The organism is Lichenicoccus sp. (assembly GCF_965277665.1).
Taxonomy (GTDB): domain Bacteria; phylum Pseudomonadota; class Alphaproteobacteria; order Acetobacterales; family Acetobacteraceae; genus Lichenicoccus.
Window position 1 is genome coordinate 2,800,151 of the sequence record NZ_OZ255835.1, and the last position, 14,497, is coordinate 2,814,647.

Genomic DNA, 14,497 nt, shown 5'->3' on the forward strand with positions numbered 1-14,497 from the left:
GCCTGTTCAAATGCCGTTGTCTCCGGGCGGGGCCCCGGCGCGACGCCGCGAGGTGAGTTCGTTCGCGATCAGGAAGGCCAGCTCCAGCGACTGCTCGGCATTCAGCCGCGGGTCGCAGAAGGTCTCGTAGCGGTTGGCGAGGTCCGCCTCGGTCAACTGGAACGCGCCGCCGACGCACTCGGTCACATCCTGACCGGTCATCTCGACATGCACGCCGCCTGGAATGACGGCTTCGGCCGCGAACACGTCGAAGAAGCCGCGCACCTCCGACAGGATCGCGTCGAACGAGCGCGTCTTGACTTTCGAGGCGGTCGAGATGGTGTTGCCGTGCATCGGGTCGGACAGCCAGGTGACGCGCCGGCCGGCCCTTGTCACCGCGCGCAGCAGCGGCGGCAGGTGGCGGCGCACGCCGTCGGCGCCCATGCGGCTGATCAGGGTGATGCGGCCCGGCTCGTCCAAGGGGTTGAGGATGTCGAGCAGCCGCAGCAGGTCGGAGGCTTCGCTGGACCGCCCGACCTTGATGCCGATCGGGTTGCGCACGCCGCGCAGGAACTCGACATGCGCGCCGTCGACCTGCCGGGTGCGGTCGCCGACCCACAGGAAGTGCGCCGAGCAGCCGTACCACTCGCCGGTGGTGGAATCGACGCGGGTCAGGGCCTGCTCGTACGGCAGCAGCAGCGCCTCGTGGCTGGTATAGAACTCGGTCTCGTTGATCTGCGGCGCGGTGGCGAGGCCGCAGGCGCCCATGAAGCCCAGCGTCTCGTCGATCCGTTGTGCCAGATCCTGGTAGCGGGCGGCCAGCGGGGAGCGTGCGACGAAGCCGAGATTCCAGCGATGCACCTGGTGCAGGTTGGCATAGCCGCCGGAGGCGAACGCGCGCAGCAGGTTCAGCGTGCCGGCGGACTGGAAGTAGCCGGTCTCCATCCGACGCGGATCGGGCACCCGCGCCTCGGCGGTGAAGTCCGGGCCGTTGATGATGTCGCCGCGATAGGACGGCAGGCTGACGCCGTCCGCGCTCTCGGTCTCGGCCGAGCGCGGCTTGGCGAACTGCCCCGCCATCCGACCAAGCTTCACCACCGGCACCTTGGCGCCGAAGGTCAGCACCACCGCCATCTGCAGCAGCACGCGGAAGGTGTCGCGGATGATGTCGGCGGTGAACTCGCCGAAGCTCTCGGCACATGCGCCGCCCTGCAGCACGAAGGCGCGGCCTTCGGATGCCAGGGCGAGCTGCTGCTTGAGGCGCCTAGCCTCGCCGGCGAACACCAGCGGCGGATAGCGACGCAGCCGGGCCTCGACCGCCTCGAGCGCCGCCGCGTCCGGATAGATCGGCGCCTGCCGGATCGGGGCGCCGCGCCAGCTGCCGGGCGTCCAGGCTGCCGGTGCAGACGGCGCGGAGTTGATGGTGGCGGGCGACGCGCTCATCGGTCGGTTTCCGGCTTCAGATGACAACCCGTGCGGCGTCCGGCCGCACGGGGGCGCCTTTATCCATCCATTCGGCCGCCAGAGCAAAGCGCCCCAGGGCAAAGCGCCACTTTGCGGAACGTCAGGTTGATCCGGCAGGCTCCCGCCAGCCTGTGCTCTCCGGCCGCGAGGGGCGCGACGCCGTGATAGGCCAGCCGCGAGGCGCCGCCCCAGACCACCACGTCGCCGCTTTCCACACGCACGCGGACGGTCGGATCGCGCCGCTCCTGGCCGCCGAACAGGAACGTCGCGGGCAGCCCGAGCGAGACCGAGACGATCGGCGCCGCGAGGTCGAGCTCGTCGCGATCCTGGTGCAGCGAGAGTTTTGTTCGTGCCTCGTAGCGGTTGACCAGGCAGGCAGCCGGTGCGAAGCCGGCATATCCGGCCGCAGACGCCGCCCGCCCGGCCACGCTCCCGAACAGCGCCGGCATCGCAGGCCATGGCTGCCCGCTCAACGGATCGAGGCGGTCGTAGCGGTAGCCGCGTGCGTCCGACACCCAGCCCAGAATACCGCAATTGGTCATCGCCACCGACAGCGTCCCGCCGCTGCGGGTCGACGTGCGGCGGAACGCGGACTGCGCCGCAACCGCTCGCGCAGCCTCCAGCAGCGCCGCCTCGGACGAAGAGACGAAGCCGCGCAGCAGCCACGCCCCCTCACCGAGCCGCTCGCGCGCCGGCAGGGACGATGTCAGCCCGGCCAGCAGGTCGCCCGGAGGCGCGCTCAGGCCGGCACTTCCTGGACGCCGGAGTGGCTGGAGGCACCGGTCGCGCCGGCGACGCGGGTGCGCGTGCGCAGGGTCACGAACTCCTCGGCGGAACTCGGATGGATGCCGACGGTGCGGTCGAAATCGGACTTCCTCAGCCCCGCCGTCACAGCGATCGCCAGCCCCTGCATGATCTCCGGAGCCTCCTCGCCGAGCATGTGCGCGCCGAGCACGACCTGGCTCGTCCCATCCACCACGAGCTTGAGGGTGGTGTGGCGGTTGCGGCCGCTCAGCACATGCCGCATGGAGCGGAAGCGCGCGCAGTAGATGTCGGCCGGACCCTTCGCTGCCGCCTCGTCCTCGGTCAGGCCGACACTCGCCAGCGGCGGGCTGAAGAACACCGCCTTGGGCACGGTATCGAAGCACCACTCCCGCACGCTGCCCGAGAACAGCCGGTCGGCCAGGATGTGGCCCTCGGCGATCGCCACCGGGGTGAGGTTCTGGTGGTTGGTCACATCGCCGATCGCGAAGATGTTTGGCTCGTCCGTCACCGCGCCCGCATGCGTGATGACCCGGCCGCTGTCGGTCACGCGCACGCGGGTGTTGTCCAAGCCCAGCCCCGCGGCATTGGGCTGCCGCCCGACCGCGAAGAACACCATGTCGCTGGCCAGTTCGCGGCCGTCGGTCAGCGTCAGCTTCAGGGCGGAGCGATCGCGCTCGATCCGGTGCAGCAGGGCGCCGGCATGGCGGACGATGCCGCGCTCGCCCATCGCCTCGTCGAGCGCCTGGCGCATGTCCATGTCGAATCCGCGCAACGGCAGCTTCTGGCGGTAGAGCATGGTGGCCTGCGCCCCCAGGCCTGCGAAGATGCCGGCGAACTCGACGCCGATATAGCCGCTGCCGACGATGGTGATCCGGTCCGGACGCGCCTTCAAATGGAACGCGTCGTCCGAGACGATGCCCAGTTCCTGGCCCTCGATATGCGGCTGCACCACCGGCTTGCCGCCGGTCGCGATCACGATCCGTGCCGCGGTCACCCGCCTCGGCTCGGCATGCGGGGCGAGCGGCCCTGGCCCGATGAGCAGCGTGTGCGCATCCTCGAAGCGGGCATGGCCGGTGAAAAGCCTGACGCCGGCATCCTCCAGCAGGCGCACATAGATCGCGTTCAGGCGCTCGATCTCATGGTCCTTGCGGCCGATGAAGCGCTCCCAGTCATGCGTGCCGCGCGCCATATCCCAGCCGAAGCCGCGGCTGTCCTCGGCCCACTCGCCGTATTCGGTGGCCTGCACCATGAGCTTCTTGGGCACGCAGCCGAGATTGACGCAGGTGCCCCCCCAGTGCCGGGCTTCCACCACCGCCACGCGCGCGCCATGGCCGGCGGCGATCCGCGCGCAGCGCACGCCGCCCGAACCGGCGCCGATCACCAACAGGTCGAAATCATAGGTCATGCGTGTTCGGTCATGCGTGTTCCTGGCCATGCGCCCGCTTTGCAGCCTCAGAGACCGTTTGAGAATGCGCTATGCCGAGTGAGAGGCGCCAACGGCGCCGGCCGGCGTGGCTTTCGAGAACCGGAGCGGAGTGGCCGCCCCGTTCTTGACAGTGGGGCCATGAGCACCGGAAGCGCAGAAAGGCGCGTCGGATTGCCGGCATAGTAGCATTATCAAACGGTCTCTCAGCGCTCGGCGAAGGCTTTTTCCACCACGTAGGCGCCCGGGGCGGCGTTGTTGCCCTCGTCGAAGCCGCGCGCGACCAGCAGGCGCTCGGTGTCGGCCAGCATCTCGGTGCTGCCGCAGATCATCACCCGGTCATGCGCCGGATCGAGCGGCTGCAGGTCGAGGTCGGTGAAGATCCTGCCGCTCTCGATCAGGCTGGTGATGCGCCCGGTGGTCTGGAACTCCTCGCGCGTCACCGTCGGATAGTAGGTCAGCTTGGCCGCCACCTCCTCGCCGAGGAACTCGTGCTGCGGCAGTTCGTGGCGGATATGGTTGGCGTAGGCGAGTTCGCCGGAATGCCGGACGGTGTGGGTCAGGATCACCCGCTCGAAACGGTCGTACACGGCAGGGTCCTTGATCAGCGCCATGAACGGCGCCAGCCCGGTGCCGGTCGCGAGCAGGTACAGGTTGCGGCCCGGACGCAGATTGTCGACCAGCAGCGTGCCGGTCGGCTTGCGGCCGACCAGGATGGTATCGCCCTGCCGCAGATAGGCCAGCCGCGAGGTCAGCGGGCCGTTCGGGACCTTGATGCTCAGGAACTCGAGATGGTCCTCGTAGTTGGCGCTGGCCACGCTGTAGGCCCGCAGCAACGGCTTGTCGTCGACCTCCAGGCCGATCATCGCGAACTGGCCGTTCTCGAAGCGCAGGCCGGCATCGCGCGTGCAGGTGAAGGAGAACAGCCGGTCGGTCCAGTGATGCACCGACAGCACCCGCTCGGGGCTCAGATGGCCGTAGGTCCTGGTCGGCGGCGTGATCACGTGCCCGCTCTCCATGGCCGCGTCCTGATGGCCGGCCGCCATGCCATCCGGCGCGAGGACCACACGCGCATGCAGGTGATGGGCAGGCAACATCAGGCTGGACATGAACGGGCTCGCTCCTGGACGCTTCGGGGTGGTGGCGCTGATCTATGCGCAGGCCTGCCGTCATTCCATAGCCAAGTGCTCATGGCAGACCCAGTGCTCAAGACGGGGGAACCGGCGGATGGGTTGCGCTGCAGCATATCGGCAACTCGCCGGACCGGTGCGCGCATTGCCGCGGCGCCGTCGCGCGCCATATGGTCCCGCACCATGACATCCAGAACAATCCTGTGCATCCGGCACGGCCAGTCGACCGCCAACGTGGCCTGGGAGGCGGGCGGCGAGGACCCTCTGCAGATCGATGCACGACTGACCGCCAAGGGCGAGGCGCAGGTCCGGGCGGCGCGCGCGCGTCTGCGCGCGGAGCCGGTCGACCTGGTGATCACCTCGCCGCTGACCCGCGCGCTGCAGACCAGCACCGGCATCTTTGCCGACCACCCGAGGCGGCCCGCGATCCTGGTCGAGCCGCTGCACCGCGAGTACCAGGAGAACAGCGGCGATGTCGGGCGCGCGGCCTCGCTGCTGGCCGAGGAGTTCCCGCATCTGTCGCTGTCGCATCTGCCCGAAGTCTGGTGGCACGCCGCGGGCGAGCCCGATCATCGCGGCATCCATGTCGAGCCGCCCGACGTGCTGCAGGACCGGCTGGCGCTGTTCCGGGCGCTGCTCGCGGCGCGCACCGAGCGCACCATCGCAGTGGTCGGCCATGCCACCTTCTTCTGGCACCTGACCGGCGAGCTGCTGGAGAATTGCGGCGTCGCGCGGCTGGACCTGGACCCAGAGCCGAAAGACTGGGGACAAGCAATCCGGACCGGATGAGCAGTGCGGCGCACGCGGATGCGGTGCGGCTGCTGCTCGGGTCCGATTGTCCTGTGCTGCAGCCGGGCCATGTCTGGCTGGCCGGGGCCGGCCCCGGCGACCGTGGGCACCTGACCCTGCATGCGCTGTGCGGGCTGATCCAGGCCGATGTCATCGTCTATGACGCCCTGGTCGATCCCGGCGTGCTGGACCTCGCCCCCGCGCATGCGGTGCGCGAGTTTGCCGGCAAGCGCGGCGGCCGGCCCTCGATCCACCAGCAGGACATCACCGGCCGGCTGATCGCGCTGGCCTTGCGGGGCCAGCGGGTGCTGCGGCTGAAAGGCGGCGACCCGTACGTGTTCGGCCGTGGCGCCGAGGAGGCGGTGGCGCTGGCGGATGCCGGCATCCCGTACCGGGTGGTGCCGGGCCTCACATCAGGTCTCGCCGGCCTCGCTGCCGCGGGCATTCCGGCGACCGTGCGCGGCATCAACCAGGCGATCGTGCTGGCGACCGGCCACAGCGCCGAGGGCGAGGCCGACGCGATCGCCTCGCTCGACTGGGCGGCCCTCGCCCGGCTCGACCAGCCGATCGTGCTGTACATGGCCACCCGCACGCTGGACGAGATCGCGCGTCGGTTGATCGAGGCCGGGATGCCGGCGGACATGCCGGCGGCGGCGATTGCTCAGGCCGCCAGCCGGCATCAGCAGCTCCGGGTGGCGACGCTGGCGACCCTCGCCGCGTCGCTCAGGGCGACACCGATCCCGACGCCGGCGCTGATCGTGATCGGCCGGATCGTGACGATGCGCGACGTGCTCGCCCAACTGGTAGGCAGCCTGGATTAGGCGTCCGACGCCGCGCCGCGCTGCCACAGCACGTCGGCGCGGCCGTTGTCGTTCAGGTGCCGGGCCAGTACGAACAGGTAATCGGACAGCCGGTTGAGCAGCCGGATGACGGCGCCGTTGACATCCTCGGCGGCGGCCAGCGACACCACCCGGCGCTCGGCCCGGCGCATCACCGTACGCGCCACATGCGCCTGCGCTGCCGCCAGGCTGCCGGCCGGCAGCACGAAGCTGTCGAGCGGCGACTGGTGTTCCAGCAGCGCGGTGATCTGCGCCTCGATCAGCGCCACCGGACGGTCGTCGAGACGCAGCGTGGCACCCATCGGGCCGGGGACGCACAGGTCGGCGCCGACATCGAACAGCAGGCTCTGGATGCGCGCCAGCACCGCATCCTGCGGATGCCCATGCTGTCCAGACGAGGTGCCGAGCGAGGCGCGCAGCACGCCGAGACAGGCATTGGCCTCGTCCACCGTGCCGTAGGCCTCGACGCGCAGGCTGTCCTTGGGCTGCCGGGTGCCATCACCGAGCGAGGTCTGGCCGGCATCGCCGCCGCGGGTGACGACGCTGTCGATGCGCAGCGTCCTGGTCATCCGCGGTCGACCGTCTGCAGCACCTCGAAACCCTCGAACTGCGGCGGCCCCAGATAGGAAGGGCGGTGGGTGCCCTGGCCGGCCTCGCGGTGCGCCTGGCGGAAGGCGTCCGACCGGGTCCATTCCTCGAAATGCGGCTTGGAGGACCAAACCGTGTGCGAGGCATAGAGCACGTGGTCGTCGCCGGCGGGGCCACGCAGCAGGTGGAAGACCTCGAAGCCGGGCACCTCGCGCAGCCGGGACTCTCGCGTCAGCCACATCTGCTCGAACTCGGTCTCCGAGCCAAGGGCCACGCGGAACCGGTTCATCGCGATATACATGGCGTCAGATCTCCTGCTGTCGAAACGGCTGCGGCCGCTGCCCCGGGGAGGGACCGCGGCCGGCAACCGCGACGCATGTCCTGCTTAGGACGCGTCGGCCTTAGGGTGGTGCATCATGTGGTGATGGTGCATCCCGCCCATTCCGGCGAGCGCCTTGGCGCGGTCCAGATGCATCTGGATGGTCGGGATGGTCTGCGTCGCGAAGTTCTTCACGTCCGGATCGGTCCCGGAGGACGCCTCGGTCTGGAACGCGCTCAGCATCGCCTGGTGGCCCTGGATCTGGCCCTGCAGATAGTCATGGTCGAACTTGTGGCCATGCTCGCCCTGCAGCTTGGTCAGCATCGCCTGCTGATCGTCGCCGAGGGTGGTGGGAACGGTGCCGCCCTTGGCGGTGACGAGCTGCTTGAGCTGGTCGTCGTTGGCGGTGTGGTCGGAGACCATCTTCTCGGCGAAGGCCTTGATCGCCTTGCTGTGCGAGGTGCTGTCGGCCAGCTGGCCCATCTGCACCTCGGCCATGCCGCCCTGCGCCGCCGTCTGGATGAAGCTCGCATCGTTGGCGGCGATCGGCGGCGGCGCCGGTGGCGGGGCGGGAGGGGCCGGCGGCTTGGTGTCGGCACAGGCGGCGAGTGGCAGGAGCGCGAGAGCGAGGCCCCAGCGTACGGTGCGGTTCATGAAGCAGCATTCCTTTGGAAGAGACGTGTCCGTGGCTGCGTTGCAACGCCATAGCGTGCAAGGCGTTCTCTGCGCCGCTGACAAAACCCGCTTTGTCGCGTTATCGAACCGAAATCAACCGTTTTCGCGCAAGCGCACGGTCAGTCTGTTTCGCGCAAGCGCTCCACCGCCTGCACCAGGGCGCGGCGGATGCCGGGCTCCAGGGCGGAGTGCCCGGCATCCGCCACCAAGTTCAGCTTCGCCGCGCGCCAGCGCTCCGCGAGATGGAAGGCGCTGCGCGCGGGGCAGATCATGTCGTAGCGACCCTGAACGATCTCGGCCGGCACGTGCGCGATCCGGTCGATGCCTTCGAGCAGCCCCACCGGCGGCAGGAACAGCCGGTTGGCGAAGTAGTGCGCCTCGATCCGGGCCAGGCCCAGCGCCGCGCGGTCGCGGGCGAAGCCGAGCACGGTGGCAGGCGTCGGCAGCAGCGTCGAGCAGGTGCCCTCGTACATCGACCAGGCGCGCGAGGCCGGCAGATGCACCGCCGGGTCGGGATCGGTCAGGCGCGAGAGATAGCCGCCGAGCAGGTCGCCGCGCTCCTCAAGCGGCAGGTGGCCGGCGAACGCGGCATGCGCATCCGGGAAGATCTGCTCCAGGCCGTACAGGAACCAGGCGAGCTCCTCCGATCGCCCGAGGAAGATGCCGCGCAGCACCAGCCCGCTCACCCGGTCGGGATGCGCCTGCGCATAGGACAGGCCGAGGGTGGACCCCCAGGAGCCACCGAACAGCAGCCACCGCTCGATGCCGAGCAGGTCGCGCAGCTGCTCGATGTCGCGCAGCAGGGCCGGAGTGGTGTTCGCGGTGATGCTGCCTTGCGGGCGCGAACGGCCGGCACCGCGCTGGTCGAACAGCACCACGCGCCAGTGCGACGGGTCGAAGAACCGGCGATGCACCGCGCCCGCGCCGGCACCCGGGCCGCCATGCAGGAACAAGGCGGGACGGCCGTGCGGATTGCCGACCTGCTCCCAATAGATCGAGTGTCCTCCCTCCACCGCGAGGTAGCCGGTCTCGTACGGGTCGATTTCCGGGAACAGCTCGGCACGCGGCATGCCGCAACTATACGCATCCCCGCCGGTGCAGCTAGAAGCGCTGCGATGCGCTCCTCCCACGCACCGTCCAGAGCCTGGCTTGCCGCGGGTGCGCTGCTCGGACTGCTCACGGTGGCTGGCGCCGCCCTGTCTGCGCATCTGCCCGACCGGCTGCTGGCACCCGGCGGGCGGGACAGCCTGCGCGCGGCGGTGCAAGTCATCGGCTGGCACGCCGCCGCACTGCTGGCGGCAGCACTCTGGATGCGCGACGCCGCCTGGCGCCGGCTGGTCCACGTCGCCTGCCTCTGCCTGCTGACCGGCACCGCCTGCTTTAGCATCGGCGTCTGCGTGCCGGCCCTGGGCGGGCGGCATCTCGGGCGGCTGGCGCCCACCGGCGGCATCCTGCAGATGGCCGGCTGGCTGCTGCTGGCGATCTCGACCCTTGGGCGGCCGCGACGCCGGGACGGCTGATGCAGCCGGTGCGCGCGGCCTATCTCGCCGACGCGCTGACGCAGCCGGTTCTGGCGGAGGAGTTGCGCCGCCTCGGGGTCGGCGTCCTGGACTGGCACGGGCTGCTTGCCCTGTCGCCCGATCCGCCGCGCGCCTCGGCCTGGGCGCTCGATGTCTGGACCGAGCCGGAGCTGGTCGCGTGCCACTCGATCGGTCTCGCCGCGACGGCGCTGCGGGATCGGCAGCGCAACTGGAGCCTGTATCCCGCCGCCCAGCATCGCCGCTGCGCGCTGATCGCCGCCCGCCTGCCGACGGTCAAGGCGGCACCGCTGCGCTTCCCGGCGCCGATGCCGACCGCCCCGCTCGGCGCCTGGACCCTGCTCGCCCTCGACCGGATGCTGCTGAGCCGGCGCAAGACCAGCCCGTTCGTGAACGGCGCCTGTCGCTTTGTCGAGGATCGCACCGGGCCGCCATCGCGCGCCTACCTCAAGCTGTGGGAGGCCTGCACCCGCCTCGGTGCGCATCCCGGTCCGGGCGATCGCTGCATCGATCTTGGCGCAGCACCGGGGGGCTGGAGCTGGGCGCTGGCGCAGCTTGGCGCCGAGGTGATCGCGGTCGACAAGGCGGATCTCGCGCCCGAGGTCGCGGCACTGCCGAACGTGACGCTCAGGCGCGAGAGCGCCTTCGGCCTGCAGCCGGAACAGGAACCCGAGACCGACTGGCTGTTCAGCGACGTGATCGCCTATCCTGAGCGCCTGCTCGGCCTGGTGTCGCGCTGGATCGCGGCCGGCCGCACCCGACGGATCGTCTGCAGCATCAAGTTCCAGGGTGCCACCGACCATGCGCTCGCAGACCGCTTCGCGGCGATTGCGGGTGCGATGCTGATCCATCTCGCACACAACAAGCACGAGCTGACCTTCATGTGGAGACGACCGCCGCCGGCACCTCCCTGACCGGCGACGCGCAGCGCGCGCGACGATCGATCATGGCCTCGACGGCGCGCCGGATGCGGCCGGCGGCATCGGGCGCGCCCCGGCCCGCGCCGCTTCTGCGGTCATGCACGATCATGCCGGTCTCGACCTCGAAGACCAGCAGCCTGCCATCCGGCATCAGCCCGCAATCCAGGCCGAAATAGTCCAGTCCCACCCGGTCTGCGAGTGCGCGCAAGGCGCTGCGCGCCGGCGCCGGGAACACCGCATCGAGCGAGTGCAGGAAACGATTCTCTTCCTCGCACTTGAGCGGGTCGAGCTCCATGCCGGCATTGTAGTACCAGACCGCCCAGTCGTGATGGATGCCGAGATGCAACGGGTAGGGCACGCCGTCCACGAACACGATGCGATACTTACGCCACTGCCCATCCGCGCTGCGGTAGTCGATGAACGGCGACACCGTGAAGCCTCGCGGGTCCCGATGCCGCCGGTCGTAATCGGCCAGCGCATCCGGATCCGCGATCCACTCCAAGCCGTGTCCCGCATGCGAGCCGGCCGGCCGGATGATCAGCGGATACTCGACCGGCGCGGGATGCAGGCGCAGGCGCGCGACATGCTCCGGCACGATCGCATCGGGCAGGTCATGCAGCAGTTCCGCGACCCGCACCCGGCTGAGCTCCGCAATGCGCGCGCCATGGTTGATGACCGGGGCATCGATGACCCGAGCGAGTGTATCAGCGGCGCGCAAAGCAGCAGCGTGATGCTCGTCCTGGGCGATGGCGATGAACACGCAGTCGAACGGCATCGCCTGCAGCAGGTCCGATGGCAGCGCCGCGGCCGGATCGGTGATCCACAGCGTGTGCAGCAGCGTGTTGTCGTCGAACAGCCGGTCGAGCGGCAGGTTGGCCTGGAAATCGCCGGGCACGCAGAGCATCAGCACCGTCCGGACGGGACGCTGCGCGGAGGCGCGATGCCGGGTGAAGAACGCGCCGTCGGCCAGGGCGGCGCCGAGATGCGTCAGCGCCGCGGCGCGGTCGCCGAGCGCCTGGCAGGTTTCCCAGAGCATGCGGTGCGCCTCGCGACGCAACGAGGGTTCGCGCGTCGCCGCTTCCAGCAGGAGCCGTGACCGCTGCCAGCAGGCGCGCTCGCGGGCGAGATCCGTCGGCACCAGCATGCTTTGCCCTCCAACCAGCAGGCCAGGCTAGCGCCCTGGTGGTTAAGCGAGCATGAACGCCACCCTCAGGAGCGGGCGTTCCATTTCGCGAGCTGGTCGACCACCGCCTGCGACGACATCGTGCGCGCGTTGCCGAGAGTTAGCGTGCCGTCGGCGTTCAGCAGCTTGCCGTCCGGGGTCACGATCAGCACGGTCGGGATCGCCTTGACCACGACGCCGTAGCGCCGGGCGATGTCCATGTTGACGTTGAAATGGTCGACATTCACCGAGACCGGCACGAAGTTCTGCGCGACCCACGGCTGCACCGGCGCGAGCCGCATCACGCCTGCGAGCATGCGGCAGTCCGGGCACCAGTTCGCGCCGAAATCGATCAGCAGGCGGCGGCCGCTCTGCCGCGCCTGGCGTACCGCGGCAGCCACCGCGTCGTGCGCCGCGGCCGGCGTATCGTACGGATGCGCCACCGGCTGCGGCTGCCCGGGGGGCACCTGCGGCGGCGGCGTCAGCGCCAAGACGGGGCCGCTTGTCCACGCCAGGGACGGCCCGATCAAGGACAGCGCCACGATTGCGGCGGCGAAGCGGGAGGCAGGCTTCACGGCATTATCTCCACTGATCAGGCGGCCGCGTGCCAGACCGCCTTGCTGACATCGAGCGGCGCCGGGATGAGATGCTGGGCGGCGAAAATATCGGCGATCTGCTGCTGCTCGGCGACAACATCCGGCGTCATCGGCGAGACGCCGAAGCTGAGCCGGTCGATCGCACGAGCCACCACATCGAGCGGCAGCCCCGTATCGGCGGCGAGATACCCTGCCACGTTCTCCTTGTGACCGCCGGCCCAGACATCCGACCGGTTCAGCTGCCGCAGCGTCTCCTGCACCAGGTCCGGATGCGCCGTGGTGAAGGCACGGTCCGCCAGCAGGAACTGCCGGTTCTGCACCAGCCCCTGCGCGGTCGCCAGGATGCGCGGGCTCGAGCCGACCTCGACCGAGGACAGATAGGGATCCCAGATCGCCCAGGCATCGACGCGGCCGGTATCGAAGGCGGGACGTCCGGCGGCCGGCGGCAGATAGACCGGATTGATGTCGGCCGAGGTCAGCCCCGCATGCTGCAGCGCGCGCAGCAGCAGCCAGTGCACGTTCGAGCCGCGGTTCAGCGCCACCGACTTGCCCTTGAGGCCGGCCAGGCTGGTGATCGGGCTGCCCTTGGGCACGATGATCGCCTCGCCCTGCGGCGCCGGCGGCTCGTGCGCCACGTACACGATGCGGCTGCTGGCAGCCTGCGCGAAGATCGGCGGGGTGTCGCCGGTGATCCCGAAATCCAGCGCGCCGGATCCCATCGCCTGCAGCATCTGCGGCCCGGCCGGGTGCTCGCTCCACTCCACCCGGTCACCGGCCCCGGCCAGCGCCTGCTCCAGGTAGCCGGTATGCTTGAGGATGATCAGCGTGCCGTAGCGCTGGTAGCCGATGCGTATGGTGCGTCCGCCGGCGGCCCGGGCGCAGCGCGCAAAGGGTGCGGCGAGGGCGGCCCCGATGGATGCGGTTATGACTGTGCGCCTGGTCGAAGTCAGGATCGACCGGCGCGGCGGGGCATTGTATTGATCCACTGGTCGCTACACCTTCAGGCGCGAGATACACGTGTCCGGGTCGTGATTGGCTCGAAAACTCCACCGACGCAAGGGAACTCCGTCTTGTCTCACGCAGCCGAAGCCGCCGATGTCCTGTGGTTCCTGCCGACCCACGGCGATGGCCGCTATCTGGGCTCGCAGACCGGCGCCCGCCACGTCACCCTCAGCTACCTGAGCCAGATCGCCCAGGCGGCCGACGATCTCGGCTATTTCGGCATGCTGCTGCCGACCGGGAAGTCCTGCGAGGATAGCTGGGTGGTCGCGTCCGCGATGATCCCGCTGACCAAGCGGGTGCGCTTCCTGGTTGCGGTCCGGCCGGGGCTGTCGGAGCCGTCGATGACCGCCCGGATGGCGGCGACGTTCGACCGGCTGTCGGGTGGCCGGCTGCTGGTCAACGTGGTCACCGGCGGCGACCCGTCGGAGCTGGCAGGCGATGGTGTGTTCCTCGACCATACCGCGCGCTACGAAGCGACCGACGAGTATTTGACCGTCTGGCGCCGCATGCTGGCCGGCGAGACGGTGCAGTTCGACGGCAAGCATCTCAGCAGCAAGGGCGGCAAGCTGCTGTATCCGCCTGTCCAGGCCCCCTATCCGCCGCTGTATTTCGGCGGCTCCTCCGAGATCGGCCAGCGTGTCGCGGCCGAGCATGTCGATGTCTATCTGACCTGGGGCGAGCCACCGGCAGCCGTTGCAGAGAAGATCGATCAGGTCCGGCGCCTCGCCGCCGAGCGGGGCCGCACCCTGTCGTTCGGCATCCGTCTGCATGTGATCGTGCGGGAGACCGAGCAGGAGGCGTGGGACGAAGCCTCCCGGCTGATCGGCCATGTCAGCGATGCCGATATCGCCCGCGCGCAGGCGGCGTTCAGCGGGTTCGACAGCGTCGGCCAGACGCGCATGGCCAAGCTGCATGGCGGCTCGCGCGACAAGCTCGTGGTCGGTCCCAACCTCTGGGCCGGCGTCGGTTTGGTGCGCGGCGGCGCCGGCACCGCCCTGGTCGGGTCAGCCCAGCAGGTCGCGGACCGCATGCAGGAATATATGGCCCTCGGCATCGATCGCTTCATCCTCTCGGGCTACCCGCACCTGGAGGAGTGCTACCGCTTTGCCGAACTGGTGTTCCCGCTGCTGCCCCTCAGGGCGACCACCGGCATCGATCGCGGGGTTGCGCGCAATGCCGGCCCGTTCGGCGAAGTGATCGCCAATGTCGGCGCACCGTCGCACCGGGTCGCCGCGAGCTAGAGCAAGACCGGCTCAAGTTGAGCCGGTAAACTTGCTCTACCAGATTGATCTAGAGACTGATTCACGT

Annotated in this window: 16 protein-coding genes; 5 read left to right on the plus strand and 11 right to left on the minus strand. The window is 69.8% G+C overall.

Annotated features, from left to right (window positions below; translation table 11 throughout):
• Positions 1-6 precede the first annotated feature (6 nt).
• From ACQY4O_RS12980 to ACQY4O_RS12995, 4 genes are all read right to left on the minus strand, one after another.
• Positions 7-1,422, minus strand: coding sequence for a class II 3-deoxy-7-phosphoheptulonate synthase (locus ACQY4O_RS12980; protein WP_428376781.1), 1,416 nt, complete (start codon positions 1,420-1,422; stop codon positions 7-9).
• Between the two features lie 59 nt (positions 1,423-1,481).
• A complete protein-coding gene (gene alkB, locus ACQY4O_RS12985) occupies positions 1,482-2,186 on the minus strand; it encodes a DNA oxidative demethylase AlkB (protein WP_428378192.1) in 705 nt (234 codons plus the stop codon).
• Positions 2,183-3,613: a glutathione-disulfide reductase gene (gene gorA, locus ACQY4O_RS12990; RefSeq protein WP_428378193.1), complete on the minus strand. Its 1,431-nt coding sequence runs from the start codon at positions 3,611-3,613 to the stop codon at positions 2,183-2,185. Before gorA ends, alkB begins: the two co-directional genes overlap by 4 nt.
• A gap of 224 nt (positions 3,614-3,837) precedes the next feature.
• The gene (locus ACQY4O_RS12995) at positions 3,838-4,650 is read right to left on the minus strand and encodes a ferredoxin--NADP reductase (protein WP_428378194.1); all 813 of its coding nucleotides are present in this window, start codon (positions 4,648-4,650) and stop codon (positions 3,838-3,840) included.
• Positions 4,651-4,944: 294 nt separating this feature from the next.
• Between ACQY4O_RS12995 and ACQY4O_RS13000 the strand changes: the two genes are divergently transcribed.
• Complete coding sequence (locus ACQY4O_RS13000; protein WP_428376782.1) at positions 4,945-5,550, plus strand: histidine phosphatase family protein; 606 nt, start codon at positions 4,945-4,947, stop codon at positions 5,548-5,550.
• Positions 5,547-6,371: a uroporphyrinogen-III C-methyltransferase gene (cobA, locus tag ACQY4O_RS13005; protein ID WP_428376783.1), complete on the plus strand. Its 825-nt coding sequence runs from the start codon at positions 5,547-5,549 to the stop codon at positions 6,369-6,371. The genes ACQY4O_RS13000 and cobA overlap by 4 nt, the downstream gene beginning before the upstream one ends.
• Here the strand turns inward: cobA and ACQY4O_RS13010 are convergent.
• The 4 genes from ACQY4O_RS13010 to pip form a co-directional block, all read right to left on the minus strand.
• The gene (locus ACQY4O_RS13010; protein ID WP_428376784.1) at positions 6,368-6,958 is read right to left on the minus strand and encodes a cob(I)yrinic acid a,c-diamide adenosyltransferase; all 591 of its coding nucleotides are present in this window, start codon (positions 6,956-6,958) and stop codon (positions 6,368-6,370) included. The genes cobA and ACQY4O_RS13010 overlap by 4 nt on opposite strands.
• On the minus strand, positions 6,955-7,278 hold the full coding sequence (locus ACQY4O_RS13015) for an antibiotic biosynthesis monooxygenase family protein (protein ID WP_428376785.1): 324 nt from the start codon (positions 7,276-7,278) through the stop codon (positions 6,955-6,957). Before ACQY4O_RS13015 ends, ACQY4O_RS13010 begins: the two co-directional genes overlap by 4 nt.
• Before the next feature lie 84 nt (positions 7,279-7,362).
• Positions 7,363-7,950 carry a DUF4142 domain-containing protein gene (locus ACQY4O_RS13020; protein WP_428376786.1) on the minus strand — a complete coding sequence of 196 codons (588 nt, stop codon included), beginning with the start codon at positions 7,948-7,950 and terminating at the stop codon, positions 7,363-7,365.
• 140 nt (positions 7,951-8,090) lie between these two features.
• Positions 8,091-9,041 carry a prolyl aminopeptidase gene (gene pip / locus ACQY4O_RS13025; protein WP_428376787.1) on the minus strand — a complete coding sequence of 317 codons (951 nt, stop codon included), beginning with the start codon at positions 9,039-9,041 and terminating at the stop codon, positions 8,091-8,093.
• Between the two features lie 45 nt (positions 9,042-9,086).
• Between pip and ACQY4O_RS13030 the strand changes: the two genes are divergently transcribed.
• On the plus strand, positions 9,087-9,491 hold the full coding sequence (locus ACQY4O_RS13030; RefSeq protein WP_428376788.1) for a DUF423 domain-containing protein: 405 nt from the start codon (positions 9,087-9,089) through the stop codon (positions 9,489-9,491).
• Positions 9,491-10,423, plus strand: coding sequence for an SAM-dependent methyltransferase (locus ACQY4O_RS13035; protein WP_428376789.1), 933 nt, complete (start codon positions 9,491-9,493; stop codon positions 10,421-10,423). Before ACQY4O_RS13030 ends, ACQY4O_RS13035 begins: the two co-directional genes overlap by 1 nt.
• On the opposite strand, the gene ACQY4O_RS13040 is transcribed toward ACQY4O_RS13035, so the two are convergent.
• The 3 genes from ACQY4O_RS13040 to ACQY4O_RS13050 form a co-directional block, all read right to left on the minus strand.
• Entirely contained in the window at positions 10,389-11,573 is a 1,185-nt protein-coding gene (locus ACQY4O_RS13040; protein WP_428376790.1) for an ATP-grasp domain-containing protein, read from the minus strand. The two genes, ACQY4O_RS13035 and ACQY4O_RS13040, sit on opposite strands and share 35 nt — an antisense overlap.
• Before the next feature lie 65 nt (positions 11,574-11,638).
• Positions 11,639-12,166: a thioredoxin family protein gene (locus tag ACQY4O_RS13045; protein WP_428376791.1), complete on the minus strand. Its 528-nt coding sequence runs from the start codon at positions 12,164-12,166 to the stop codon at positions 11,639-11,641.
• Between the two features lie 17 nt (positions 12,167-12,183).
• Positions 12,184-13,173 carry a sulfonate ABC transporter substrate-binding protein gene (locus ACQY4O_RS13050; RefSeq protein ID WP_428376792.1) on the minus strand — a complete coding sequence of 330 codons (990 nt, stop codon included), beginning with the start codon at positions 13,171-13,173 and terminating at the stop codon, positions 12,184-12,186.
• 84 nt (positions 13,174-13,257) lie between these two features.
• Between ACQY4O_RS13050 and ssuD the strand changes: the two genes are divergently transcribed.
• Positions 13,258-14,430: an FMNH2-dependent alkanesulfonate monooxygenase gene (ssuD, locus tag ACQY4O_RS13055; RefSeq protein ID WP_428376793.1), complete on the plus strand. Its 1,173-nt coding sequence runs from the start codon at positions 13,258-13,260 to the stop codon at positions 14,428-14,430.
• Positions 14,431-14,497: the final 67 nt, after the last annotated feature.

Excerpts from the sequence above, each read along its gene's own strand:
- ACQY4O_RS13040 (WP_428376790.1), bottom strand. The coding sequence starts at position 11,573 with ATGCTGGTGCCGACGGATCTCGCCCGCGAGCGCGCCTGCTGGCAGCGG.
- ACQY4O_RS12995 (WP_428378194.1), bottom strand. The coding sequence starts at position 4,650 with ATGGAGAGCGGGCACGTGATCACGCCGCCGACCAGGACCTACGGCCAT.
- ACQY4O_RS12980 (WP_428376781.1), bottom strand. The coding sequence starts at position 1,422 with ATGAGCGCGTCGCCCGCCACCATCAACTCCGCGCCGTCTGCACCGGCA.
- gorA (WP_428378193.1), bottom strand. The coding sequence starts at position 3,613 with ATGACCTATGATTTCGACCTGTTGGTGATCGGCGCCGGTTCGGGCGGC.
- ACQY4O_RS13035 (WP_428376789.1), top strand. The coding sequence starts at position 9,491 with ATGCAGCCGGTGCGCGCGGCCTATCTCGCCGACGCGCTGACGCAGCCG.
- ACQY4O_RS13015 (WP_428376785.1), bottom strand. The coding sequence starts at position 7,278 with ATGTATATCGCGATGAACCGGTTCCGCGTGGCCCTTGGCTCGGAGACC.
- pip (WP_428376787.1), bottom strand. The coding sequence starts at position 9,041 with ATGCCGCGTGCCGAGCTGTTCCCGGAAATCGACCCGTACGAGACCGGC.
- ACQY4O_RS13010 (WP_428376784.1), bottom strand. The coding sequence starts at position 6,958 with ATGACCAGGACGCTGCGCATCGACAGCGTCGTCACCCGCGGCGGCGAT.
- ACQY4O_RS13030 (WP_428376788.1), top strand. The coding sequence starts at position 9,087 with ATGCGCTCCTCCCACGCACCGTCCAGAGCCTGGCTTGCCGCGGGTGCG.
- cobA (WP_428376783.1), top strand. The coding sequence starts at position 5,547 with ATGAGCAGTGCGGCGCACGCGGATGCGGTGCGGCTGCTGCTCGGGTCC.
- ACQY4O_RS13020 (WP_428376786.1), bottom strand. The coding sequence starts at position 7,950 with ATGAACCGCACCGTACGCTGGGGCCTCGCTCTCGCGCTCCTGCCACTC.
- ACQY4O_RS13000 (WP_428376782.1), top strand. The coding sequence starts at position 4,945 with ATGACATCCAGAACAATCCTGTGCATCCGGCACGGCCAGTCGACCGCC.